The following is a 25,401-nucleotide window of genomic DNA, read 5'->3' on the forward strand; positions in this document are numbered from 1 at the left end:
TCGTGGTACCACCTTAATTTATATACTGATCGTATACCTCAAAACTTTAACGCAGTTCTACGTGTTTACCTACTCCTCTTTCAGAAAACAGACTCAAAGGCTACCTTCCATTTCTTCTTCTATCTCTTTCCACCACCCAGAGATTCTCTATCAGAATACAAAATGTACTCCTCCTCATCAACGTCTACTATATTCTAACAAACCTCATTATGAAAGTCAATTATAACTGTGTAATAAAATGATGAACAGAATCTAAATAATATAATAAACGTGACAATTTAATGATATTATCAATCTCATCATGTTCAAATTGAATAATAGGTACAATATTCATTAAACAACAAAGCAAAAGTTTTTCTTCTTTTCTTAGTTCAAATTTTTTTAAATAAGATTGACTTAAACAATCTAAATCAAAAAGAATATCTGGTATTTTTTGATACATATCAAATATATCGTAAATAGGTAAATCCATTTCCATATAATCCAATGAAATCAAACATTTATGTTTTAGTGAAATATGCTGATAATCAAAATTTTTATAAGTCAGACATATACGAATAGAATGACATTCTTGAATACAATTCATATACTGCGATAGATATTGCTTTGCCAAAGCTAAAGCTTCATATATACGATAATAATTCATAACCAGCATCCATTGACTTGGTGAACGGTAGACTTCATTTTCATAGCTTTCTATCATTTTTTCATAATATTGAAAACGTTCATTGATGACCTTTAAGATATCCTTTTCAAGAGTGTGAAAATATTGCTGATTCACTTTCATATCATAAAAACTATGTTCATGTAAATAAGCTAATGTTTCAAAATAAAATTGAATCTTCATTTCCTTAAGATGTTGTGATCCGCTTTCAATAAAAGGCATTAAATAAAGATATTGATGCTGATAAATAGTTAAATATTCATGATGAAGATTAGGTATAATATGAACAAAACATGATAAATTTAATGTTTCCACTAAATCATACATGTTTTGTAAAGATTTTTGAGATGTGATTTTCACTACGAAATAACCTTCATGACACTTCAGTTTAAAAACATGGCTGCTTAACTTAATTTCACCAATCACATGAAAATCATAATTTTTTAAAATAACATCTTTCATATCACATAAGGTATAATCACAATCGTTCCTGACGTCAAAGAACGTTCATGATTATAAGATTTTAAAGCATATTCATCTATTTGATAATGTCTGGCGATTGTTTCATAACTATCACCATCTTGAACAACATAAAAATAATATGTTCCCAGATCTTCCTCCAGATCATCGTTTTCTTCTAAAACAGGTACTTCTTTTGGTTTTTCTGAAATGACTGAGTCATTGACAGCTGATTCCTGCTTATCTATAACATCTACAATTTTTTCTTCTTCTCTCAATAACTTTTCAATTTCTTCTGCTGAATCCATATCATGATCTTGTTCAACGGTATCAACAACACGATCTTCATCATCAAGAACTCCATAGACACAAGCTTGAATCACGAGTGATAAATTTCCATCAACCAAGTGATAATCAAAATCCTCAACTTTCACATGAAAATCTCTCTTATCAGTAATTTTCTCAAATAAAGCAAAAATATCTAAATCTATCGTTTCATGAAACTGATGTTTTTCCTGTCTATCTTTATATTCACCATTAATCATGATACTGCCAATCGCACGCATCCCATCTGTTTCCATTTTATAACGTATAGATTCATCAACAGATATAGAAATCAACTCATTTAATTGATGATTTAAATCAACCTTTTTCTTAAAATAAATTTTCTGCATACAATCCCTCCTAACAAACTGTATGCTTTTATTGAAAGAATATGAACATTCTTTCAATAAAAAAAGTAGACTTTAACATCTACTTCTTCGTTTGAATAAGTTCTAATGCCTGTTTTAAAACAGATTTTCCATTCATCATTCCATAATCTTTCATATCTATATGAGCAACAGGTACACCCGGTGCTTCAGCTTCAATCTTACGTTGAGCATAACGAACTTGTGGCCCTAATAAAATAATATCTGCTTTTGTAGCATTGGCTTTCACTTCATTTGCTCCAACAGCCCATATATCAGCTTCAATACCTTGTTCTGATGCCGCTTTAATCATTTTCTCTACAAGCAAGCTTGTTGACATACCAGAAGCACAGCATAACATAATATGTATCATTTTCTTCCCCTCCTCGTAATTATTATACATAAATTATTTTCATTTGTTAAGAGTTGGTTTGACTTAAGTCGTCAAAGCTTTCTTCATTTATCATATTTATTTTATTTCATCATGATTATCACAAAGCTTAAAAATATCCTGCCATAATTCATCAATACCCACTTTATTCAAACTAGAGAAACGAACAAACATATCTCCTTTTTGAAAATCTAAAGTTTCTTTGATACGTTTTTCATTTTTCTTTAAATCATTGCGTTTTAACTTATCTTCTTTTGTAGCAACAACGATGACTGGTATTTGATAATATTTAGCATATTGATACATTTGAATATCATCACGTGTTGGTTTATGACGATAGTCAACAATTAAAATCAAACCTCTTAATAATTCTCGATCTCTCAAATACGTATCAATCATATCAGCAAAGCTTTCTTTAATAGCATCACTTACCTTTGCATAACCATAACCAGGCACATCTACAAGACAAACTTCATCATTAATGTTAAAAAAGTTTAATGTTCGTGTTTTTCCGGGTGTTCCCGATACTTTGGCCAGTTTTTGATGATTTGTGAGTGTATTAATCAAACTTGATTTTCCTACATTACTACGCCCAGCCAGACATATTTCAGGTAAATCATGATCAGGCCACTGTGATTTCCATGCGGCACAAAGCAAAAACTGTGCTTTATTCACTTTATACATAGTTTTCTCCTTTCAAAAAAAGCCACTGATAAATCAGCAGCTTTATTGTTTCACTAAAGCATTTTCCAAAACAGTATCAATATTATCTGCTAATATAATATTTAAATCATTTTGAACAGATTGAGGAATATCATCAATATCTTTTTCATTATCTTTAGGAATGATAATTGTACGAATACCACTGCGATGTGCAGAAATAGATTTTTCCTTCAAACCGCCTATAGGAAGGACTTGACCTCTCAATGTAATTTCGCCCGTCATAGCAACATCATCTCGAACTGGACGATTACTGAAAGCCGATAAAATTGCAGTTGTTAATGTGACACCAGCACTTGGCCCATCTTTTTTCACTGCCCCTTCTGGAACATGAATATGAATATCCTGTTTATCAAATTCAATATTTTCTAATCCATATTTTTGTGAATTAGCTTTCATATAATCTAAGGCAATAGATGCTGATTCTTTCATCACATCACCTAATTGACCGGTAATAATAAATTTCCCACTACCTGCAAAGTGATTGACTTCAATCGGTAAAATATCTCCACCATATTGTGTATATGCCATTCCAGTCACTACACCAACTTGAGGTTTATCTAATTTTTTAGTATGTTCAAATGGAGCTTTACCAAGATATTCTTCTAAATCTTCAACATTTAAAGACAATACTAAAGACTGATCTTTCAGTATTTTCAAAACAGCTTTACGACAGATTTTGGCAATCAGTCTTTCTAACTGTCTAACTCCCGCTTCACGTGTATAATGACGAATCACATACATCATTGCTTCATCACTTACTTGTAATTGTTCTGGTTTTAAACCATGAACAGCGAGTTCTTTTTTCAATAAATGTCTTTTCGCAATTTCTAATTTTTCCTGTTCTGTATAAGAAGAAATTTCAATAATTTCTAATCTATCTCTTAATGGATCTGGAATGCTTCCCAAATCGTTCGCTGTCGCAATAAATAATACTTTTGATAAATCATAAGGTTCTTCTAAATAGTTATCAGAGAAAAACTGATTTTGTTCTGGATCAAGAACTTCCAGCATTGCACTTGTCGGATCACCCTTATAATCACTAGACATCTTATCTATTTCATCTAACAGGAAGACAGGATTAATAACACCTGCTTTTTTCATACCTTGAATAATTCTTCCTGGCATAGAACCTAAATAAGTTCTACGATGTCCTCTAATTTCAGCTTCATCTCTTACACCACCTAAAGAAGCCTTTACAAATTTTCTTCCTAAAGCTCTGGCAATAGATTTAGAAATAGAAGTTTTACCAACACCTGGTGGACCAACTAAACAAATAATTGGCGCATTTAAAGACTGTGTCATTTGTTTAACAGCTAAATGTTCAACAATTCTTTCTTTTGGTTTTTCTAATCCAAAATGATCTTCATTAAGAATTCTTTCAACTTCATTGATATCCTGTGTATCTTCAGTTTCCTGATACCAAGGTGTTTTCATCACCCAATCAATATAAGTTCTGACAACATTTGCTTCTGAAGAAGCAGGTGGCATCATATCATAACGTTTTAATTCTTCTTCAATCTTATCTTTAATATGTTGAGGATAAGGTTGATTTTGAATTTCTTCACGAATATAATCCGTATCATCTTCTTTACTTGGCGTATCCCCAAGTTCTTCTTTAATCGCACGAAGTTTTTCTCTTAAATAATATTCTCTTTGATTTTCATCAATACTTTCTTTGACCTTGATATTAATTTTTTCTTCGATTTCGTTAATTGTTTTTTCTTCTTCCATACTGGCAAGAACCAACAATAAACGTTTATTAATATCACATTCAGATAAAATTTGTTGTTTTGTCTTTAATTCAACATTAATATATTGTCCAATCGTATCAGCCAATGCACTGGCACTCATCCCTTGAGATAAGCTGGCAAAGACTTCACGTGGAAAAACTTGAAGATTTTTATGCATTGTCTGCATTTGATCAGTAATTTTTCTAACCAAAGCAATTTCTTCAGCACGATCTCCATGAATATCTTCAAGATATTTTGTTTTCGCAAAAAGACAACCATCGCTTTCTTCAAGATTTAAGATTTCAACTCTTTTTTGACCTTCAACAGTCAATTTAATTGTTCCATGATTATCTCTTTTAATTCTTCTTTTAATCTTACATAATGTTCCATAATGATAAACATGATCAAAATCTGTATTTTCATCAAGTGGATTTTTTTGAGAAATAAATACAACATTTTCATCAAATTCATTCACACTTAATTCAATTGCTTTCAGACTAAAACTTCTTCCTACATCTAAAGAAATTTCATGAGATGGAAAAACAACCATCCCTCTGGTACAAATGACGGGTAAATCAACAACAATATCTAATTCATCCATAATTCATGACCTCCTTTGTATCTTCATTATTATATAGAATAATGAGTCGCTTGTCTATTCATATGTCTTAATAAAACAAGACGCTTGAAGCGTCTTATTTTACATTATCTTTAATCAATTGAACAGCTTTACGAGTTGCTAAATCATTTTTAATTTGTCCCAACTGTCCTTCAAAAAGCTTTTTCACTTCATCGAATTCTCTACCATAATAAGTAGCAATTTCTTTTACTTCTTCATCAACTTCATCATCACTGACTTCGATATTTTCTGCTTTAACGATTTCAGATAAAATTAAATTAAATTTTACACGCTTTTCAGCTTGTTCTCTCATTTCAGCTTTCATATCATCAAGTGTTTTTCCAGTTAACTGTTGGAATAAATCCATTGTTAAACCTTGTTGAGATAAATTTTGTTCAACTTCTCTTAACATCAAATCAATTTCAGATTCAATCATTGCATCAGGAACTTCAAGTGGTGTATTTTCAATCACAGCATTGAAAATATCATCACTAAATTTAGCTTCAGCTTCACTTTGTTTTCTATTTTTGATTTGTTCTTTTGTATAAGTTTCAAGATCAGCCAATGTTTCAACACCATCAACATTAACATCTTTTGCTAATTCATCATCAATTTCTGGTAAAACTTTAGATTTAATTTCATGAACTTTCACTTTAAAAGTTGCTTTTTGTCCTGCCAAATCAGCCATTTGATAATTTTCTGGGAAAGTGACTTCGATTTCTTTTTCTTCTCCAATTCCCATTCCAATTAATTGTTCTTCAAAACCTGGGATAAAAGATCCTGAACCAATTTCCAGTGGATGATTTTCACCTTTTCCACCTTCAAAAGCTACACCATCTTTAAATCCTTCAAAATCGATCACAGCAGTATCACCGTTTTCTACTTGACCTTCTTCTTTAATCACTAATTCAGCAAATTGATTTTGATAATTCTTTAATTCAGCTTCAATTTCTTTCTTTGTGACTTTCACTTGAGTCTTTTTCACTTCTAACCCTTTATACTGACCTAATTTCACTTCTGGTGCAACTGGTGCAGTAACTGTTAATTTAAGTACTTCTTCTGAGATTTCATCAATTTTAACTTCAGGTTGCCCTACTGGATGAATATCATTATCCAATAAAATACCTGAGTAGTTTTGTTGTAAAATCATATCAGTTGCTTCTTCTAAAATAGCTCCTTTACCAAGTCTGGCTTTAATCATTTGTTTAGGTACATGTCCTTTTCTAAAACCATCCATTTTGACATTTTTAGCTAATTTGTCTAAAGCTTTTTCTTGTGCTTTTTTCCATTCTTCAGTTGTGAAAGTGACTTTGACTTCCATCATTGATTTTTCAAGTTTATTACAAACTGTTTCCATTTATACTTCCTCCATTATTTCAACACGCTTATTATACATGAAACAATCCTATAATGCAACTCTTTTTAACACTCAACTTGCTTGAGTGCTAAAATTTGTTCTTCGATTGCTTCTAAATCACAATAATATAAAATTTCTAATTCTGACAAGTCAACATCTATTGAAAGCAATGTCGCAACATAATAATGTATAGCAGCCGCCCAGACATTGAAATCCATCTCATCAATTTCCTGTGGATAAAATGAATACAATAAATATTCCAGATATTCTTGACATTGTTCAAAAAGTGATGGGTTTTCACTTTCCAAAGCATTTTCTAAATATTTCAAAATACCTTGATAGGCAAGTTGTTCTAAAACCAGTGGCATATAACTAGAATTAAAAGAATAATATTGCCCAAACTTCTCTACTTCCATTTCTTCATCAACCTGTTGATTAATCATGATTTCAATCAACAATGTTTTTGCAAAGAAATGTTTATGAGGGTCAATAAGATATTCTCTTATCGTTGGAATCAGCATACGTACATTTAATTGCTGTAACTGATCAATCGCCATATATAACAAATCTTCATTGCAATCTTTTTTATTTAATAACTGTTCAATTTCTTCCACCGAAAAGATTTGATTTTGACTTTCTACTTCATATCTTGCTTCTTTCTTTTCTAATAGAATTTCATCATAAGCCGTATTAAATAAATTTTCATACTGATAAGGAATATAAGGCATAGATAATTCTTCAATTAAAAGATCAATTGCTTCTTCATAACATCCTAATTCCTTTAATGCCATGATATACATTGATACCACATCATAATAAGTTTCTTTTGCTAAGGATTTTGCATGGATACCTTCCACTCTGGCTTTCTCATATTCACCAAGTCCAATAAGGCATACAAGTCTTAAATATCTTGTTGTTTCATCATTCATATCATGAAGATGTTTTAAGGCTTGAAGATATTCACCGTTTTCAATTAATTCTTCAATCATTTTGTTCACCCCTTTTGACTTGTACGTGATATTCTATCAAAGTTCTTGTATTTAAGCAAATCATTTTTATATGTTTTGCTTTATTTTCTTTAAAAAACTGTTATACATCAACATGCATAACAGTTTTCTTTTATTCATCTCCAAAGCAAACACCAATTGCTTTAGCAGCACGAACCAATTCACCATTTGGATCAACACGTTTTTGTTTACCAAATTTAGCATCACCAATAACTTCCTCTAAAGACGTATAATCCATTTGTTCCCCATGAAGTGTGACGACATTGCCAAATAATCCCTCATCAATCAATTCACAGGCTTTTACACCAAAGCGAATAGACAGAATTCTATCATATGGACTAATATCTCCACCACGAATAATATGTCCTGGATTTACAGAACGAACTTCATGATTAGGAATCACTTTTTCCAAATCATCAGCAACTTTTGCTGCTAAACCACTATAACGAACTGGATCAGGTGAATCTTCTACAATTTTACCAATGACTTTTGTACCATCTGCATATTTAGCACCTTCAGCTACAGCAATAACTGTATATGGTAACCCTTGTTCATCACGTTTTGCGATATGTTTTGCAATGTTTTCAATTGTAAAAGGAATTTCAGGAATCAGACATACTCCAGCATTTCCAGCCAATCCAGAATATAAGGCAATCCATCCAGCATCTCTACCCATTAATTCACAACAAATCACACGATGATGTGATTTCGCTGTTGTCTGTAAACGATCAATGAATTCTGTTCCAACACTCATAGCACTAATGAAACCATAAGTTAAATCTGTACTTGATAAATCATTATCCATTGTTTTAGGAACTCCAATCACTTGAACACCTTTTCTTGAAAAATCTCTGGCACTCGTTAAAGTTCCATCTCCTCCTAAAACAACAAGCACATCAACACCGGCTTTTTTCAAGTTCTCAACACCGACATCACTCACATCTTTTTTTACTTTTCCACCTTTTCCATCATCAACTAAATAATCAAAAAGGTTGTCTTTGTTAGAACTATAAAGAATTGTTCCCCCTTCTTTATAAATGCTTTCTACTTTTTCTTCTGTTAATTCAATATAATTATTGTTATATAAACCACGATATCCATAAACATAACCAATAACTTCCCAACCATATTTACGAATAGCTGTCTTTGTAATTGTTCTAATCACAGCATTTAATCCTGGACAGTCGCCACCACCAGAAAGCAATGCAATTCTTTTTACTTTCTTTTCCATATCAATATCCTCCACATTTATTTTCCATTCTTCATTATAATAAAAATCAACACAGAAAACAACAAAAAATGAATACGTTTACAATTTTTTCATAAAAACAAAAGATAGAAATGCTATTTTTGATGTAAACATTCCATAACTTTTGTTACAGGCAGGCCAATCACATTATCTAAATCACCAACAATATGATCAACAAAACAATCTGCCTTACCTTGAATCCCATAGGCACCAGCTTTGCCAACCCACTCCTTTGAAGCAAGATAATCGGGAATCAATGAGCTGATATCACGAAAATAAACTTCTGTTTTTTCACAAAATGTTTTTATATCATGTCCAATGTAAATGGCGACAGCTGTATAAACAAGATGTTTTTGATGAGAAAGACGTTCTAAAATATGTCTAGCCATCCTTTCATCTTGAGCTTTTCCAATAACTTCATCTTCAAAATAAACAATAGTATCTGCCCCAATGACAATATCATCGGGATATTTTTGATGAATAGGAAATGCTTTTCTTTGTGCTAAATCACAAAGTCTTTTTTCAATAGGTAATGATTCATTAAGTGTTTCATCAACAAAAGAAGCATCGACTAAAAAGTCAATGCCTTCTCTTTCTAGCAATTCCTTTCTACGGGGAGAAGTACTTGCTAAAATAATTTTTTTAGTCATGTTCTTTATCTTTCTTTTCTTCTTTATGAATTGGTTTAGGCAATAATGCTTTTCTTGAAACATTAACACCCTTATCTGTAATCTTTGTGACTTTTACCTTAATGATATCCCCTAATTTTAAAACATCTGAAGCCTTATGAATACGTTCATGAGCAATATCACCCACATGTAAGAATCCATTTGTTCCTTCAAATAATTCTACAAATGCATACTTATCTTCTACACGTACAACTTTTCCATCGTAAATTTCACCCACTTGAGCTTTTCTCACAATGTTTTCAATCAGTTTTGCAGCAGTTTCAATAGCTTCTTGGTCATAATGGTAAATAGTAACACGACCATCTTGTTCAATATCAATTTTGACATCATTTGATTTTTCAATAATTTCATTAATTGTTTTTCCACCAGTTCCAATAACATCTTTAATTTGATCTGGTTCAATCTTCATCATATAAACTTTTGGAGCATAAGGACTCAAATGATCTCTTGGTTCATTGATAGCTGACATCATACAATCCATAATTTGTTGACGTCCTACTTTTGCTTGTGCTAAAGCTTCCTGTAAAATTTCTTTAGTAATTCCATCAATTTTGATATCCATCTGCAAAGCACAGATTCCATTTTTTGTTCCAGCAACTTTAAAATCCATATCTCCCAGATGATCTTCCATACCTTGAATATCAGTTAAAATTGTATAATCATCACCTTTTTTTACAAGTCCCATAGCGACACCGCTGACAGGATTGCTGATAGGTACCCCAGCTGCCATCAATGCCATCGAAGATGCACAAATAGAAGCCTGTGATGATGAACCATTAGATTCCAGTACTTCTGAAACAACACGGATAGTATATGGGAATTCTTCTTCATTAGGAATGACTTGAGCTAAAGCTCTTTCACCTAAAGCTCCATGACCAATTTCGCGACGACCCGGCGCTCCCATTCTTCCTGTTTCTCCAACCGAATATGGTGGGAAATTATAGTGGTGCATGAAACGTTTTTGATCTTCTAGTCCTAATCCATCAATTTTTTGATGTTCTCCTAAAGCCCCTAATGTACAAACAGATAATACCTGTGTTTCTCCACGAGTAAATAAAGCTGAACCATGTACTCTAGGCAACAAATCTACTTGAGCATCTAAAGGACGCACTTCATCAATACGTCTACCATCTGGACGTACTTTATCTTCTGTAATCAATCTTCTGACTTCATCTTTTTCTAAATCATGTAAAACAATTTTGACTTGTTTTAAAACAGCTTCCTGTTCTTTTAAATCAGCATATTCTCTAGCCTCAAATAAAGCAACAACTTCTTCATTAATCGTATCAATCGCTGCATATCTTTCCAGTTTACCAGGAATAGACACAGCAGAAATCATTCTTTCTTTAGCAAGAGCTGTCACTTCATCAACAATATTTTGATCTAACTCAAATAATGGAATTTCTATTTTTTCTTTTCCATATAAAGTTACAATTTCTTCTTCAAAAGCAATCAATTGTTTAATAGCTTCATGTCCAAACATCAAAGCATTTAACATCGTTTCTTCATCCACTTCTTTAGCATCTGCTTCAACCATGTTAATGGCTTCTTTTGTTCCAGCAACTTCAAGATTGATTAAACTTCTTTCCATTTCTTCAGGACCTGCATTAATTGTAAATTCACCATCAATCAATCCCACATTAACTCCTGCAATTGGTCCATTAAATGGAATATCTGATAAACATAATGCCAGTGACGCTCCTAACATTGCTGCCATTTCTGGTGATGCATTCTGATCAACAGACAACACTGTATTCACAACTTGAACTTCATTTCTAAAACCATCAGCAAATAAAGGTCTGATAGGTCTATCAATCATACGTGCTGTTAAAGTTCCATGTTCACTAGGACGACCCTCTCTTTTTAAGAAACCTCCCGGAATCTTACCAACAGAATATAATTTTTCTTCATATGTAACTGTCAAAGGAAAAAAGTCAACATCTTTAGGTTCTTTTCCCGCAACAGCAGTAGATAAAATCACTGTATCATCGTATCTCACTAAAACCGAACCATTAGCCTGTTTAGCCAGTTCCCCTGTTTCAACAGTGATTTTTTTTCCATAAAAATCTAAACTCATTACATGTTTCGACATATTATCATTTCACCTCATTCATTATCTTTGTCATTATAGCATATTTTTATTTAATAACAAAACATTTCTTCATGATATTTATTCAAAAAGAAAAGATATTCACTATGAATATCCTTATCTTCTTAAACCTAATTTGTCAACTAATGCAGTATATCTGTCAAGATCTTTATTTTTTAAATATTTTAATAAATCCCTTCTTCTACCGATTTTCTTTAAAAGACCTCTATTTGAATGATAGTCTTTTTTATGAACTTTAAAATGTTCATTTAATTTGTTAATATCAGCAGTTAATACAGCAATTTGTACTTCTGGAGAACCTGTATCTCCTTCTTTTGTTGCATATTCTTTCATAATAGCAGTTTTTTCTTCTTTAGTTAACATTTGTTTTCCTCCTTATTTTGTACTTAGCCATGTCCAAGAAATAGGTCGAGGACTCTTACATCCTAGATATAGCCGCATTTGTAATTATAAAGAAACCTTAGAAAAAGTCAAGATATTTTCAAAAAAATCATTCTTTATGCTTATTTTGTTGTTTGGTTATGATCAAAGCCAAAATCAACAACAAAAAACTTACAAAATGAATAAAATCAAAAGACTCCTGTAAAAAAACAAGTGATTCCAAATACGTAAAAATAGGATTCAAACTGAGAAAGAAACTCGTCTGTACTGCCCCAATTTGAGCTATTGCTTTCATATATGTCACTTGTATATAAGCAAAACCTACACCTGATATCATTAAAAATAATCCCCATTGCCATAATGGCAATGTCAACAAACGATCAAATGCCAATTGTCCATCCACCCAGCTATGTATCCATAAAAAAAGTGAACCATATAACAATTCATAAAAAGTAAAACTTATACTAGGTTCAATATGCCACTTCTGGATTAAAATATTTCCTAAAATATACAATGTCATTCCTGCCAGTAAATAATAAAAACCACTTTGTATTGAAAAAATTTGAAAACGAATAGACAAGAGAAAAGCAAAGAGTGATAAAAACATACCCATCCACTCTTTTAATGAAAGATGGTATTTCAAAAAAAGCAAAGAGAGAAGAAAAGTAATCGTTGGTGACAAAGCATTCATTAATGCATTATCAATACCTTTCACTTGATTCATTCCTATAAATGTTAAAAAGAAATTGAGATATATGGATAAAAGTGAAATGATCAACATTTTCTTTTTATCAAAATTGTTTAAAGAAATGTGATGAAAATAAAGATAGATACCTAGAAATAAGAAAGAAAAAAGAACACGAAGAAAAGCTAAAAAAAGAAAGGGAAGATGATGAAGTAATAATTTCATAACAATGATATTACTGCCCCAAAAGAAACTAGCAAGAAACAACTGAAAATAAATGGACATACAATTCACCCTATATAGTATGTCCATTCTTTATTCATTTATTCACTTTTCATATTGATGTGAGCGTCCAATGATTTCATGAATGTCTTCTATTCCCATATTATCCAAAATCTCATTCATTTCTTCAATGATTTTTGGACAGGCATATGGATCAATGAGGTTTTGACAACCAACTGCAACAGCACTGGCTCCAGCAATCATCATTTCAATCGCATCCTTACCACTGGCAATACCACCCATTCCAATGACAGGAATAGATACTGCCTGACTCACTTGATAAACCATTCTTAAAGCAACTGGGAAAATAGCTGGTCCACTATATCCTCCTGTCTTATTAGCAATAATAGGTTTCCCCGTCTTGATATCAAAACGCATCCCAATCAATGTATTAATCATCGTAATTCCATCTGCTCCAGCTTCTTCTACAGCTTTTGCCATAGCCACAATATCTGTCACATTAGGAGATAATTTGACATAGACAGGCTTTTGACTCACAGCTTTGACCGCTCTTGTGACTTCTCCAGCCATTTCTGGATTTGTTCCAAACTGAATACCTCCAGCATGAACATTTGGACAGGAAATATTTAATTCCAAAGCACCAACCATATCATGAGTAGATATGCGTCGTGCTGTTTCAACATAATCATCAATTGCACTTCCACCGATATTCGCAATCACTTTATCAGTATACAGTGGTCTTAATTTTTCTAATTCTTCATTCATGACAGCATCAACACCAGGATTTTGTAAACCAATCGCATTTAACATACCACTTGGTCCTTCGGCTATTCTTGGCAAAGGATTGCCATAACGTGGTTCCAGTGTTGTCCCTTTTAACATCATAGATCCTAAACAGTTGATATCATAAAACTTTGCAAATTCATAACCAAAACCAAAAGTTCCACTGGCTGGAATCACTGGATTTTTCATATCTAAACCGGGCAACTGAACTCTTAAATTAGCCACCAATAATCACCTCACTTGACATTAAGACTGGACCTTCAACACATATACGTTTATAAGGTTTTGTTTTCACTTTACATGAACATCCCATACAGGCACCAAAACCACAGCCCATACGTGCTTCAAAAGATAAATAACCATTTTCTGGATAAGCCATCACACAGGCATCTAGCATTTTTTCTGGACCACAGGCATAATATTTATCAAATACCAGCTGATGAGCTTCAATAGCATCAAGAACTGTCCCTTGAACACCAGCACTTCCATCCATTGTTGCTAAAAAGGTAGGACAAATATCCATAAATTCTTGTTGATAGAACACATCATTTTTACTGTTAAAACCTAAAACAGCTTGAACTTCAACACCTTGCTCTTTTAAAGTCTTCGCTAATTTATACATTGGAGGTACCCCTAGTCCCCCACCAATAACAACAGCTTTTTTCGCCTGATAATCTAGAAAACCATTTCCTAAACCTGTTAAACAATCTAACTGATGACCTATTTCTTTCTGTGATAAAATCTTTGTTCCTTCACCTACAACTTTAAAAATCATAGTGATATGATTGTCATCATAATCACAAATACTCATTGGTCTTCTTAAATAAGGCTGTAAAGAATCATTAATTTTGATATTAATAAACTGTCCCGGAGCTTGAATAAAACATGCGGCTTCACCTTCTAAAACTATCTCAAAAACATCTTTAACAAGCTCTCTTTTAGAAACAATTGTCATCATTCCCTGAAAGTTTTTCATCTATTTTTCCTCCAAATCATTATATTCACCATTAACAATATTAGCAACAATACGACCATAACATTCTGCCCCTAAAAAAGGTGTATTTGCTGATTTTGATTTTAAATCTTTTTCTTCAATAATAAAATGTTCATTCAAATCAAAGATACATAAATTAGCTAATGAACCTTCCTGAATTTGACAATCCAGACGTAAAACTTGAGCTGGTCCTACTGTCAAAGCATCCAAGATTGTTTCTAAAGACACAAGATTTTTCTTGACAAGATAAGTATACAGCAATGAAAAAGCATGTTGTAAACCAATAATACCAAATGGTGCTTTTTCAATACTTGTCGCTTTTTCTTCTCTGGCATGTGGCGCATGGTCTGTCGCAATAACCGTAATTGTTTTTTCATTCAAACCTTTGATCAATGCCTGATGATCCTCTTTACTTCTTAATGGAGGATTCATTTTATATTGTGGTGAACAATCTTGAATATTATCTTCTGTCAAAATCAAATGATGTGGTGAAGCTTCACCTGAAACGCACAATCCTTCCTGTCTTGCCTGATGTAACAAATCAACTGTTTCTTTTGTAGAAATATGGCAAATATGATAACGATTATGATATTGCCTGACAATATCTAAATCTCTAGCCACTTGTTTATATTCAGAAGCACTATTAATACCTATAAGATGATGTTCTTTGGCATAATGTCCTTCGTGAATACATCCCCCATGCAATTCACTTTCATCTTCACAATGAGCGACAATAATCGAGTCCAGATTTCCAGCCAATTGCATAGCCAAATCCATCATATCATCATTTTGAACACCCTTGCCATCATCCGAGAACCCTAAAACAATATCCTCTTGAACGAGTTGTGCCATATCCACAAGTTTTTGGCCTTTTAAATTTTCAGTAATCGCACTATATGTATAAACATTGACACAGGCATCATGAGCCACTCTCTGTTTAAAATCTTTAATAGCTTCCAGATCATCCATACATGGCAATGTATTTGCCATAGCTACAATCGTTCCATATCCTCCATATAAGGCACTTAAGCTCCCTGTATGAATAGTTTCTTTGTGCTCAAAACCCGGTTCTCTTAAGTGAGTATGTATATCTATGAAATTATGTGAAGCATATTTTCCCTGTAAATCAATAACCGGTTCAAAACCTGTTATATTTTCGTCTATCTTTTCAATATATCCATTTTTCACAAGAATATCTGTTTTCTTAAAAACACCTTGATGATATAAATGAACATTTTTTAATAAATAACTATTCATCTTCTAATACCTTATGAAGCATTGCCATTCTTACATAAACACCATTTCGCATTTGTGTAAAAATACGACTCTTCTCACTTTCTACCAATTCATCTTTAATCTCTACATCACGATTAATAGGTGCTGGATGCATAATAATCGCATTATCTTTTAAACGTTGATATCTTTCTAAAGATAGTCCATAAATCTGGTGATATTTCTCTTTAGAAAAATTTTCATCTCCCACATGACGTTCATGTTGTACTCTTAACAGCATCACAACATCCATATCTTCAATAACATCATCAAAATCAACATAATGATAACCTTCCTGCTTATATTCTAAAGGTCCTGATGTATAAACATTCATACCCAGCCTTTGCATAACATGATAATTAGAATGTGCAACACGAGAATGTAAAATATCACCAACAATCACCACATTCAAACCTTCAAAATGTCCAAATTCCTCTTTAATTGTCATTAAATCCAGTAATGATTGTGAAGGATGATTTCCTTTACCATCTCCAGCATTTAAAATAGGCACCTTTAATTTCTCTAATTGTTTAAAATAATCTTCTTCAGGATGACGAATTACCAAAGCATCACAACCAATACTTTCAAATAATTTACAAGTATCATATAAAGTTTCACCTTTTTTTAAACTAGAGTTACTGGCTTCAAAGTTTTGTGTTCGACACCCTAAATTACCAGCTGCCATATCAAAACTATAATGCGTTCTTGTAGAAGGTTCAAAGAAAAGATTTGCTACAACCTTTTTTTGATGATAATCAACCACTTTGCCATTTTTAAAAGCAATCGCTTCATCAAGAATATCTTGAATCTGTGCTAATGATAAATCATTTAAATCAACTATTTTTTTCATAAAGCCTCCTTGTTTTTCTTAAATTTCTTTTCTAAAGCTTCTTCAACAACAGGTGGAACAAGCCCTGTGACATGATGCTGATGAGAAGCCATTTCTTTGACCGATGAAGATGAAATAAAGGAATGATTAGGTCTTGTCATAAAGAAAACCATATCTACACTATCATCCAGATATTGATTAGAAAAAGCCATCTGTAATTCATATTCAAAATCCATTGTGGCTCTTAATCCTCTAACCAATATTGGCGCATTCATTTTTTTAGCATAGGACACTGCCAGATCCTGACTAAAATCAACACGTACATTATCAAAGCAACTTGTCACTTCTTTTAATAATTCTATACGTTCTTCCAAAGAAAATAACGTTGTTTTTTGAGGATTGACAAAAATAGTCACATACAAAATATCGTACATTTTACTCGCACGTTCAATAATATCTAAATGTCCACTTGTGACTGGATCAAATGTTCCCGCATAAACTGCATTCATGATTTTTTCTCCTTATAAACTAATATCTGTAAAGATGTAATTCCATAATTTTGTTGTTTCTTTAAAACAAAAGGTTCTTTGACATCAATGGCTTCTTCTTTTAAATCTTCAATGACAATGATGCATTGATCACAAAGCATATGATGTTCAACCAAAAAATCTAAGATTTTTTGATGAATTTTCATCTGATAAGGGGGATCTAATAAAACCAGATGAAAACTGACTTGTTCCTGTGCCAATTTTAATAAAGCTTTACTATAATCCAGCTTATAAACATGAACCTGATTTTCAATACCCAGTGTCTTTATATTATGTTGAATAGTCGCAAAAGCACGATATTGTTTATCAACACTATATAATTCATCCATTCCTCGACTGATAGCTTCGATTCCTAAACCACCACTACCAGCAAATAAATCCAGACATCGTCCTCCTTCAAAATAAGGACCTATCATATTAAATAAATTTTCTTTATTTTTATCCGTTGTTGGTCTTGTCAATTTAGAATCAACACTTTTCAACTGTCGACTTTTCAATTTTCCTGCAATGACTCTCATTTTTCTACCTCATAACTGATAACGTTCCATTTTTAAATCACAACTAATATCTTGAAAAACTACCCGTGTCACTTCTTCTAATAAATCATTCAATTGATGATAAGAGTGATAATAATTTTGTATATCAGAATGCTGATTCATTTCCTGATAAACTTCCTGTAACTGTTTTTTTACTTCAGCTTGTCCAACATCAACAGAATAATCTCTCATTTTTAAATAATCTTCCATTAACGTCTGATATCTTGATAACAAGGCCATCGTCTGACTTTGATAGAGCTGACTTACAGCCTCTTGATAGCGAATAAACTCATCTGTTTTCATAATTGCTTCAATTAATGCATCAATCTTTTCATACATAACTTTCACCTATAATAACATATCTAACATCTGTAATAATGTTCCCACTCTTTCAATACGATCAGCGAAAGTCATTTTATTTTCAATCTTATATTGCTGAATAAGAGCAGGAAACTCTTGAGGATATCGTGATAAAATCAAATACCATTTGGGATGCATTCTTAAGTATTGACGTAATGACTCATCAATCATCATACCACTGTCTATTTTGTGTCTTTGGTTGTTCCTTTACAACAAAGGTACTGACTAAATCCAAAATTTTCTGTAATCCTTCAAAACTTTTAGACAATGCATCCAAATCAATATTCTTTAAAATATCAAGCATTCCAGTTAAATCCATATGACTTTTCTTATAAGTATCCCACATTGGATCATCTTCACCATATAAAACATAAAATTCATAAAGCTGCTGCCATGTATAATGTCCATTGACAACTTCTTCTCTGATAGCTGGAATTGTTTTCACAAAAGCCTTAAAATCATCTATTTGCATATATCTCACCCATAATAAGATATGCAAAACTACTCCATCTGTTCTTTTAAAAGATCTCGATTATATCTTGCAATGAGAGATTGTGCAATACCTAACCCCATCATAGCTGCTAAAGTTGATGAACCCCCTGAAGAAATCAACAGCAACGGAACACCAGTCATAGGAATAAATCCCGAAACTCCACCTACATTGACTAATAGATGGGTAAAAAAGTACAGCCCTACACCATAAAGAATTAATTTACTTTTGGTATCTTTAATTCTTAAACCATAATGAAACATCTTATATATAATAATGATATAAGGAATTAAAAACAACAGAAAACCGGCCAAACCTAATTCCTCATATATAATAGCTACAATAAAATCATTATGTGATTCTGGAATATATCCATATTTTTGGGTTGATGCTCCAAAACCTTTACCAAACAAACCTCCAGAAGCAAAGGCAATCAATGCGTTAGTTAACTGCCAGCCATCTCCCTCAATATCTCCTAAAGGATTCAACCATGTATAAATACGCCCTAACTGATAAGGTTTTAAAATAAAGGTTGCTGTTAAACAAACAAAAATGATTCCAACAGCTAATAAAACAAGCGAAGCTTTCTTATACTTAGAGTAATAAGGTCGAGGGGTAATAAAAAACAACATCATACAAATAAAAGCTAAAATCAAAGAACTCCCCATATCCTTTTGTAAAAAAACACCTACGAAAAAGACAACAAAAATCGCAATGATGGGTCTAAACACACAATACCATGCTTTACGCTTTTGAAGTTCCTCTCTTTTATGACGAGTAATATTTCGAGGAATCTGACAATATTCTTCTATTTCTCCAAAATGGAAAGAAAGGAAAAGAATCATAATAATCTTCATAAACTCTGCTGGTTGCAAGGAAAAAGGACCTAAGCGAATCCATGCATGAGAACCTTTTCCATCTTCAAAAAATAAACAAACCAGCATTAACACTAATCCAATACCATAATATACCCACGTTGAATTGGCTTCAACCCAGCTTTTTTTAAAACAGCGTGTTAAAAAAATCATGATGCCAAAGCCTACCAGTACAAAGATGGTCTGTTTAATCATATTCATAGAAGCATACATGGCTCCCATTTTTGCAGATTGTCCAACTGATGCACTTCCAATCATCACAATCCCATATATCGTTAAAATAACCACACAAAAATAAACAGTCTTATCAACACCACGTCTTTTAAAAATTCTTTTTAATAAATTTATCATCGCATGTCAATCCAATCATGATCTTTTGCTTTTTGAAAAACTTGATATATAGAATAATGAGAAACTTTTTCAAAAGCAACATCAATTTGTTTTTGTTCACTCTTAGAATCAACAACTTTTATATATTGACGATAACACTTCATAAAATCATCTTTAGAGATACCTTCTTCATACGCTTTTTCTACAGCGTTATACAATGCCATAACATCAATAATATCCTGTGTATCCCAAAATGGACTTAATGGATAATCGTACATCTTCTTCACTTCCTATCTTTTTTCATATTATACATGATATGAATTAAAAATAAAATAAGAATTGGGTAGAAACACTAGCAAATTTGTAAATAAAGAATAGATTAAAGTGAAAGGAGGGATTTGAATGAACTCTTGTTATAATTATGGAGGATGTGGCTGCAATAGTTTTATGCCAACATTTGGATGTAATCCATTTGGTTGCAGTGGATGCTGTAATAGCTATCCTGTCATGACAACTGGTTGTGGTGGTTTTGGTTATGGTAATGGATGTACTTGGTTTGCAATTGTATTAGTTGTCTTCTTATTGCTTATTATCTGTGGTTGCACAAAAATCTGTTAATCTAAAAAATATGCTAGATTTCTAGCATATTTTTATTGTTTATGATACAATACTTGGCGAGGTGATTAACAACATGATTTTAATGAAAGATATTATTGATGATCATCATCCTTTAATCCGTGAAATTTCTCAACCTGTGGCTATGCCATTAAGTCAGGAAGATGAACAATTATTGCTGGACATGCACGAGTTTCTTGTCAATTCACAGGATGAAGACATTTCTGAAAAATATCAGTTACGTCCAGCAGTCGGTATTGCAGCTGTACAATTAGGTGTTTTAAAAAGAATGTGTGCTATTCATGTTTTGACATATGATCACGATGGAAATATAAAAAAAGCAGATGACTATGCTCTTGTTAACCCTAGAATTGTATCATATACAGAAAAACAGTCCTATTTAAAAGATGGTGAAGGATGCTTAAGTGTCAACGAAGAAAGAGAAGGCTATGTTCCAAGACATGCTAAAGTTACTGTCAAAGGTTATGATGTTTTAACTCATCAAGATGTGACAATTGTTGCAAGAGGTTTCTTATCAATCTGTCTACAGCACGAACTTGATCACTTTGATGGTGTTCTATTCTATGATCACATTAATAAAAACAATCCTAAAGCACCGATTGCTAATGCGATGATTGTAGAATAAAATGATATATTATCTTTTCAAATGATTTCCAAAATTATGGAAATCTTTTTTGTATAAACATATCTTAAATATCAAAAAAGAACTATGATTCACTATAAATCATAATTCTTTTTTATTAATCAATTTGTTCAAACGCCTGATTTAAATCATCAATCAAATCTTCAACATTTTCTAACCCTACAGAAATACGAATCGTTCCTTGTTGAACACCACCAGCCAGTCTTTCTTCCTCACTCATTTGTGCATGTGTTGTTGAAGCAGGATGTGTTAATAAACTTCTTGAATCAGCAAAATTTGTGACATGGGTAAATAACTGGATATGATTAATAACAGACTTACCAGCCTCTAGTCCACCTTTCACACCAAAAGTAAACAAACCTCCAAATCCTTTTGGAAAATATTTTTGACACAATTCATATGAACTATGACCTTCTAATTCAGCGTAACTCACCCATTCTACTTTTTCATGATTCTGTAAAAATTCAGCAATTTTTCTTGAGTTTCCAACATGTCTATCCATACGTAATGATAATGTTTCTAATCCAAGCAAAGTCATATAAGCATTAAATGGTGACATACACCCACCTAAATCACGCAATGTTTTTGCGACAGCTTTCGTACAAAAAGCACTTTTCCCTAAATCAGCATAAACAATATCATGATATGCTTTATCCGGTGTTGTCATTAATGGATATCTTTCATTATGCCAGTCAAAATTTCCACTGTCTACAATGATTCCACCCATGACATTACCATGTCCAGCAATATATTTTGTTGTGGAATAAACAACCAAATCCGCTCCATGTTCAATAGGTCTAAATAAATAAGGTGTTGGTGTCGTATTATCTACAACAAACAATATATGATGACGATGACATATCTCACTAATAGCATCAAAATCTAACATATCTCCATTAGGATTACCTACAGATTCAACAAAAATCATTTTTGTTTTCTCATTAATCAATGATTCCATTGTGTTTAGATCACGAGGATTAACAAAGTGAGAAGTAAATCCCATTCCTTGCATTGTTCCAGATAATGAACCAATCGTTCCCCCATATAAATTGTTGGCTGCAATAATTTCATCACCACTTTGACAGACAGTCATGATCAACCCCATTATAGCTGCTGTTCCAGAAGCAAAAGCAATCGCTCCTACACCTCCATCTAAAGCAGCCATTCTTTGTTGAAGAACATCTACTGTTGGATTAGATAAACGTGAATAAAAATAACCACCTTCTTCTAAGGCAAAAATATTTTTTGCCTGATCAGCACTATCAAATGTAAAAGCATTAGATAAATAAAGTGGTACCCCTGTTGCTTTTGTTACAGGATCAGGTTTTTGTCCTGCATGTATCTGCAATGTTTCAAATTGATATTTCTTTGACATTTATATTCCCCCTTTTATGAAAGATATTGTATCATAAATAAAATACAAAAAAAAGCTATTCCATAGATAGCTCAATAATAATGATTACAGATGTTTACCATATCTTCAATATAGACACGACCACCAGAGATGATATCATCATCTAGATGATGTTTTGTTTTAAATGATTTCTTACAAGAATATGTTTCTCTCATTAATGGCAAGTCTTGTTTTAAACATAATTGAATGATTTTTTCCATTTCTTTGCTTTTAAAACAAAATAAGTTAAATAATGCCAAATTACGAATATGTTGACGAGATAGCTGACATATAAAATTTTCCAATTCTTTATCTTTTAAACATGGATATTCTTCAAATCCAATAACCAAAAGATCAATGTCTTCCTGAAAAGAAAAATCCGTTATTGGTTTGGCATAAGTTCGTGCATATCTTGCCATGTCTTCTGCTAAAAGTTTTGCATCTTTACAATGCGTTGTATAAACAACTTGAACTTTCATAAAACCAGCCACCTTTCTATTTTATTATAAAAACAAAATATGAACTGAAAATAAACATGTGTCCTTATCATTTCATAAATCAAATCATATGTTATGATGGAAGGAGGTTTATATGAATTTTTTTCAAGAAGATAAAAACTGTTTTTCACCATTTTATATGTCAAATCAAACAAGACAATGTCAACCTGTTCTTTTTGATCCACAGGAAGCTATTTCATTAGGTAATTTATTTAAAGATCTCTATATGTCTTATCAGGGATTTTCTAATTATTGTCTACAACCTGAAAATGCACGTCAACAAGCATTATTAGAAGTTCAGATGTATTATTTTGTAGCACATGAAATCAATCTCTTTTTAGATACACATCCTCATGATGAAAAAATGATTCAACTATATGAACAATACATTCAAAAGGCAAAACAAAGTCAAAATGCATTTGAAAAGAAATATGGTCCTTTAGAAGTACAAAATACTCAAAACAAAATCCCATTTGAATGGATACAAGGTCCTTGGCCTTGGGAATATCAAAAAGATTAAGGAGGTTTAAAAATGTGGATTTATAGTAAGAAATTACAATATCCTATTTCTATTAAAAATAAAGACTTATCTATGGCCAAATTCATCATTACACAATTTGGTGGACCATTGTTTTATTGGTAAGTTTAAAAATAATAGCCCTTTATTTATATTCAATTTCAACGGTTTTTGTATCTTTATAAAAGACAATTTTATTAATCAAGAAATGAGCAGTTTTATATTTAACATCTAAGGGTATATCATCATCAGTTAATAGCTCATAAACATTTTTAATACGTTTATAAATTCCCTGTTCATCTTCTTCATTAACTTTTGTTTTTAAATGATTCATTTTATCATTCAATATTTTACGTTCTTCATCTAATGACTCTTTTCCCTCTTTATATTCTTCAAGACTATCAATCCCATTTTTATATGCTTCTTTAATACGTTTTAATTTATCATCAATACGAGATAAGTCTTTTTTTAACATTTCATATTCATTGGATAAAGAACTTGTTTTTTTAGGCACAACGTTGATTTTAATTTCATTTTCAAAAACGTTTTTTAATTCTTCGCATACGATTCTTTCAAGTGTTTCAATTTTAATACAATGACTTCTCTTACATGTTCCTTTCGCATAACCATTACATTGGTAATATTGAACAGTAGAAATACAAAGAGCTTTACCACAATCACCACATTTCACTAAACCTTGTGACCAATAACGAATTTTCACAGATTCATGTTGTCTAGCACTATATAATTCTTTACGCATTTTTAATAACTCTTGCGTTTTATCCCATAGTTCTTGACTTATAATTGGTTCATGCGTAGATTTTGCAAAAATAATATCTTTGTGATTGTATTTACGAGTAAATTTGCCAGACGGATTCCAACGTAACACAGAAATATAGGTTGGATTATTGAGAATATATTCAATCGTTCTATTTTCAAATTTACACCCTCTATGTGTTCTTACTCCTAAATCATTCAAATATCTAGCAAGTTGTCGCATATTCATTTCTTGATTAGCAAACTTTTCAAAGATAAAACGAACATACTTAGCTTCTTCTTCTACGATTACTAATTGATTATTTTCAGCACGATAACCAAAACTAGGATTTGCTTGTAATTCCCCTCTTGTTGCCTTTTCAGTCATTCCCTTTTTTACTTCATCAGAGAGATTCAAAGAATAATATTCTGCCATTGCTTCAAGCATGGCTTCTAAAATCACAGAAAATTTATCATCTTCTATTTGTTCAGTAATAGAGATGACTCGAATACCAGATTCCCTTTTAAGCATTGATTTATAAACAACGCTATCTTCACGAGAACGTGCAAAACGATCAAATTTATGAACAAGAATCACATCAAATGGACGTGGTTTCTTTTTTGATGTTGCAATCATTTTCATAAAAGCCGGTCTTTTATCTGCACGTTTACCGGAAATTCCCTCATCTGCATAAATGTGTTCATTTAAAATGATCATATCATTTCTTTTAGCATAGTCTTTTAATGCTTTGATTTGTGCGTCAAGAGAGAACTCTAACTGATCATCTGTAGAAACTCGAATGTATGCGGCTGCAAACTTTGTCATACATACACTTCCTTTCTTCCAAACAGAAAAGAAATGTTTTGTAATCACGAATCCATTATATCACAGATTTCTAGCATACAAAACATCATTATGATTATATGTGTATATATGATTATATAG

General features: G+C 32.0%; 29 protein-coding genes and 1 other annotated feature (1 of these 30 cut by a window edge). Of the genes, 3 read left to right on the top strand and 26 right to left on the bottom strand.

Annotated features, from left to right (window positions below):
• Positions 1 to 190, bottom strand: a binding site (T-box leader); it reaches 15 nt to the left of the window's first position.
• 30 nt (positions 191 to 220) lie between these two features.
• The 23 genes from ACGHJ8_RS07460 to ACGHJ8_RS07570 all read right to left on the bottom strand — a co-directional run bounded on the left by ACGHJ8_RS07460 (position 221) and on the right by ACGHJ8_RS07570 (position 20,291).
• Positions 221 to 1,126 (bottom strand): hypothetical protein, encoded by a 906-nt coding sequence (locus tag ACGHJ8_RS07460; protein ID WP_390539621.1) that lies wholly within the window; start codon positions 1,124 to 1,126, stop codon positions 221 to 223.
• Positions 1,123 to 1,797 (bottom strand): LysM peptidoglycan-binding domain-containing protein, encoded by a 675-nt coding sequence (locus ACGHJ8_RS07465; protein WP_205088806.1) that lies wholly within the window; start codon positions 1,795 to 1,797, stop codon positions 1,123 to 1,125. The genes ACGHJ8_RS07460 and ACGHJ8_RS07465 overlap by 4 nt, the downstream gene beginning before the upstream one ends.
• Before the next feature lie 79 nt (positions 1,798 to 1,876).
• Complete coding sequence (locus tag ACGHJ8_RS07470; RefSeq protein WP_390539623.1) at positions 1,877 to 2,185, bottom strand: PTS sugar transporter subunit IIB; 309 nt, start codon at positions 2,183 to 2,185, stop codon at positions 1,877 to 1,879.
• Positions 2,186 to 2,281: 96 nt separating this feature from the next.
• Positions 2,282 to 2,887 (bottom strand): ribosome biogenesis GTP-binding protein YihA/YsxC, encoded by a 606-nt coding sequence (yihA, locus tag ACGHJ8_RS07475; protein ID WP_087357484.1) that lies wholly within the window; start codon positions 2,885 to 2,887, stop codon positions 2,282 to 2,284.
• A 42-nt stretch (positions 2,888 to 2,929) separates the two neighbouring features.
• Positions 2,930 to 5,257 (bottom strand): endopeptidase La, encoded by a 2,328-nt coding sequence (gene lon, locus ACGHJ8_RS07480; RefSeq protein ID WP_390539626.1) that lies wholly within the window; start codon positions 5,255 to 5,257, stop codon positions 2,930 to 2,932.
• Between the two features lie 94 nt (positions 5,258 to 5,351).
• The gene (tig, locus tag ACGHJ8_RS07485; protein ID WP_390539629.1) at positions 5,352 to 6,632 is read right to left on the bottom strand and encodes a trigger factor; all 1,281 of its coding nucleotides are present in this window, start codon (positions 6,630 to 6,632) and stop codon (positions 5,352 to 5,354) included.
• Positions 6,633 to 6,697: 65 nt separating this feature from the next.
• A complete protein-coding gene (locus ACGHJ8_RS07490) occupies positions 6,698 to 7,621 on the bottom strand; it encodes a hypothetical protein (RefSeq protein ID WP_390539631.1) in 924 nt (307 codons plus the stop codon).
• 130 nt (positions 7,622 to 7,751) lie between these two features.
• Positions 7,752 to 8,870, bottom strand: coding sequence for a 6-phosphofructokinase (locus ACGHJ8_RS07495; protein WP_087357488.1), 1,119 nt, complete (start codon positions 8,868 to 8,870; stop codon positions 7,752 to 7,754).
• 113 nt (positions 8,871 to 8,983) lie between these two features.
• Complete coding sequence (locus ACGHJ8_RS07500; protein WP_087357489.1) at positions 8,984 to 9,538, bottom strand: nucleoside triphosphate pyrophosphatase; 555 nt, start codon at positions 9,536 to 9,538, stop codon at positions 8,984 to 8,986.
• Positions 9,531 to 11,669: a polyribonucleotide nucleotidyltransferase gene (gene pnp, locus ACGHJ8_RS07505; protein ID WP_390539634.1), complete on the bottom strand. Its 2,139-nt coding sequence runs from the start codon at positions 11,667 to 11,669 to the stop codon at positions 9,531 to 9,533. Before pnp ends, ACGHJ8_RS07500 begins: the two co-directional genes overlap by 8 nt.
• A gap of 114 nt (positions 11,670 to 11,783) precedes the next feature.
• Positions 11,784 to 12,050, bottom strand: a complete 267-nt coding sequence (gene rpsO, locus ACGHJ8_RS07510; RefSeq protein ID WP_087245886.1) for a 30S ribosomal protein S15 — start codon at positions 12,048 to 12,050, stop codon at positions 11,784 to 11,786.
• Positions 12,051 to 12,177: 127 nt separating this feature from the next.
• Positions 12,178 to 13,065 (bottom strand): DMT family transporter, encoded by an 888-nt coding sequence (locus ACGHJ8_RS07515; protein WP_390539636.1) that lies wholly within the window; start codon positions 13,063 to 13,065, stop codon positions 12,178 to 12,180.
• A 15-nt stretch (positions 13,066 to 13,080) separates the two neighbouring features.
• Positions 13,081 to 14,004, bottom strand: a complete 924-nt coding sequence (locus tag ACGHJ8_RS07520; protein ID WP_390539638.1) for a dihydroorotate dehydrogenase — start codon at positions 14,002 to 14,004, stop codon at positions 13,081 to 13,083.
• Positions 13,997 to 14,755, bottom strand: a complete 759-nt coding sequence (locus ACGHJ8_RS07525) for a dihydroorotate dehydrogenase electron transfer subunit (protein WP_390539640.1) — start codon at positions 14,753 to 14,755, stop codon at positions 13,997 to 13,999. Before ACGHJ8_RS07525 ends, ACGHJ8_RS07520 begins: the two co-directional genes overlap by 8 nt.
• A complete protein-coding gene (locus tag ACGHJ8_RS07530; protein ID WP_390539642.1) occupies positions 14,756 to 16,030 on the bottom strand; it encodes a dihydroorotase in 1,275 nt (424 codons plus the stop codon).
• Positions 16,023 to 16,895 (bottom strand): aspartate carbamoyltransferase catalytic subunit, encoded by an 873-nt coding sequence (locus tag ACGHJ8_RS07535; protein ID WP_087357495.1) that lies wholly within the window; start codon positions 16,893 to 16,895, stop codon positions 16,023 to 16,025. The genes ACGHJ8_RS07530 and ACGHJ8_RS07535 overlap by 8 nt, the downstream gene beginning before the upstream one ends.
• Positions 16,892 to 17,383: a pantetheine-phosphate adenylyltransferase gene (gene coaD, locus ACGHJ8_RS07540; RefSeq protein ID WP_205088813.1), complete on the bottom strand. Its 492-nt coding sequence runs from the start codon at positions 17,381 to 17,383 to the stop codon at positions 16,892 to 16,894. Before coaD ends, ACGHJ8_RS07535 begins: the two co-directional genes overlap by 4 nt.
• The gene (rsmD, locus tag ACGHJ8_RS07545; RefSeq protein WP_087357497.1) at positions 17,380 to 17,940 is read right to left on the bottom strand and encodes a 16S rRNA (guanine(966)-N(2))-methyltransferase RsmD; all 561 of its coding nucleotides are present in this window, start codon (positions 17,938 to 17,940) and stop codon (positions 17,380 to 17,382) included. The genes coaD and rsmD overlap by 4 nt, the downstream gene beginning before the upstream one ends.
• A 9-nt stretch (positions 17,941 to 17,949) precedes the next feature.
• Entirely contained in the window at positions 17,950 to 18,297 is a 348-nt protein-coding gene (locus tag ACGHJ8_RS07550) for a YlbF family regulator (RefSeq protein WP_211964289.1), read from the bottom strand.
• 9 nt (positions 18,298 to 18,306) lie between these two features.
• Positions 18,307 to 18,492, bottom strand: a complete 186-nt coding sequence (locus ACGHJ8_RS07555; RefSeq protein WP_087357499.1) for a YlbE-like family protein — start codon at positions 18,490 to 18,492, stop codon at positions 18,307 to 18,309.
• Positions 18,482 to 18,790: a spore coat protein YlbD gene (gene ylbD / locus ACGHJ8_RS07560; protein ID WP_205088814.1), complete on the bottom strand. Its 309-nt coding sequence runs from the start codon at positions 18,788 to 18,790 to the stop codon at positions 18,482 to 18,484. Before ylbD ends, ACGHJ8_RS07555 begins: the two co-directional genes overlap by 11 nt.
• A 29-nt stretch (positions 18,791 to 18,819) precedes the next feature.
• Positions 18,820 to 20,034 (bottom strand): FtsW/RodA/SpoVE family cell cycle protein, encoded by a 1,215-nt coding sequence (locus ACGHJ8_RS07565; RefSeq protein ID WP_087357500.1) that lies wholly within the window; start codon positions 20,032 to 20,034, stop codon positions 18,820 to 18,822.
• Complete coding sequence (locus ACGHJ8_RS07570; protein ID WP_390539646.1) at positions 20,031 to 20,291, bottom strand: UPF0223 family protein; 261 nt, start codon at positions 20,289 to 20,291, stop codon at positions 20,031 to 20,033. The genes ACGHJ8_RS07565 and ACGHJ8_RS07570 overlap by 4 nt, the downstream gene beginning before the upstream one ends.
• Positions 20,292 to 20,415: 124 nt before the next feature.
• On the opposite strand from ACGHJ8_RS07570, the gene ACGHJ8_RS07575 reads away from it, so the two are divergent.
• Both ACGHJ8_RS07575 and def read left to right on the top strand, forming a co-directional pair.
• Complete coding sequence (locus ACGHJ8_RS07575; protein ID WP_087357502.1) at positions 20,416 to 20,631, top strand: hypothetical protein; 216 nt, start codon at positions 20,416 to 20,418, stop codon at positions 20,629 to 20,631.
• Between the two features lie 73 nt (positions 20,632 to 20,704).
• Positions 20,705 to 21,274, top strand: coding sequence for a peptide deformylase (gene def, locus ACGHJ8_RS07580; RefSeq protein WP_205088815.1), 570 nt, complete (start codon positions 20,705 to 20,707; stop codon positions 21,272 to 21,274).
• Between the two features lie 115 nt (positions 21,275 to 21,389).
• Here def and ACGHJ8_RS07585 read toward each other — a convergent pair whose 3' ends face one another.
• Entirely contained in the window at positions 21,390 to 22,667 is a 1,278-nt protein-coding gene (locus ACGHJ8_RS07585) for an O-acetylhomoserine aminocarboxypropyltransferase/cysteine synthase family protein (RefSeq protein WP_390539649.1), read from the bottom strand.
• 71 nt (positions 22,668 to 22,738) lie between these two features.
• A complete protein-coding gene (locus tag ACGHJ8_RS07590) occupies positions 22,739 to 23,164 on the bottom strand; it encodes a hypothetical protein (RefSeq protein WP_087296625.1) in 426 nt (141 codons plus the stop codon).
• Between the two features lie 112 nt (positions 23,165 to 23,276).
• Here ACGHJ8_RS07590 and ACGHJ8_RS07595 point away from each other — a divergent pair, with 112 nt between their 5' ends.
• Positions 23,277 to 23,702: a spore coat protein CotJB gene (locus ACGHJ8_RS07595; RefSeq protein WP_211964286.1), complete on the top strand. Its 426-nt coding sequence runs from the start codon at positions 23,277 to 23,279 to the stop codon at positions 23,700 to 23,702.
• 142 nt (positions 23,703 to 23,844) lie between these two features.
• Here the strand turns inward: ACGHJ8_RS07595 and ACGHJ8_RS07600 are convergent, their stop codons facing one another.
• Complete coding sequence (locus ACGHJ8_RS07600; protein WP_390539652.1) at positions 23,845 to 25,281, bottom strand: recombinase family protein; 1,437 nt, start codon at positions 25,279 to 25,281, stop codon at positions 23,845 to 23,847.
• Positions 25,282 to 25,401: the final 120 nt, after the last annotated feature.

Source organism: Massiliimicrobium timonense (assembly GCF_042850985.1).
Lineage (GTDB): Bacteria > Bacillota_I > Bacilli_A > Erysipelotrichales > Coprobacillaceae > Allocoprobacillus.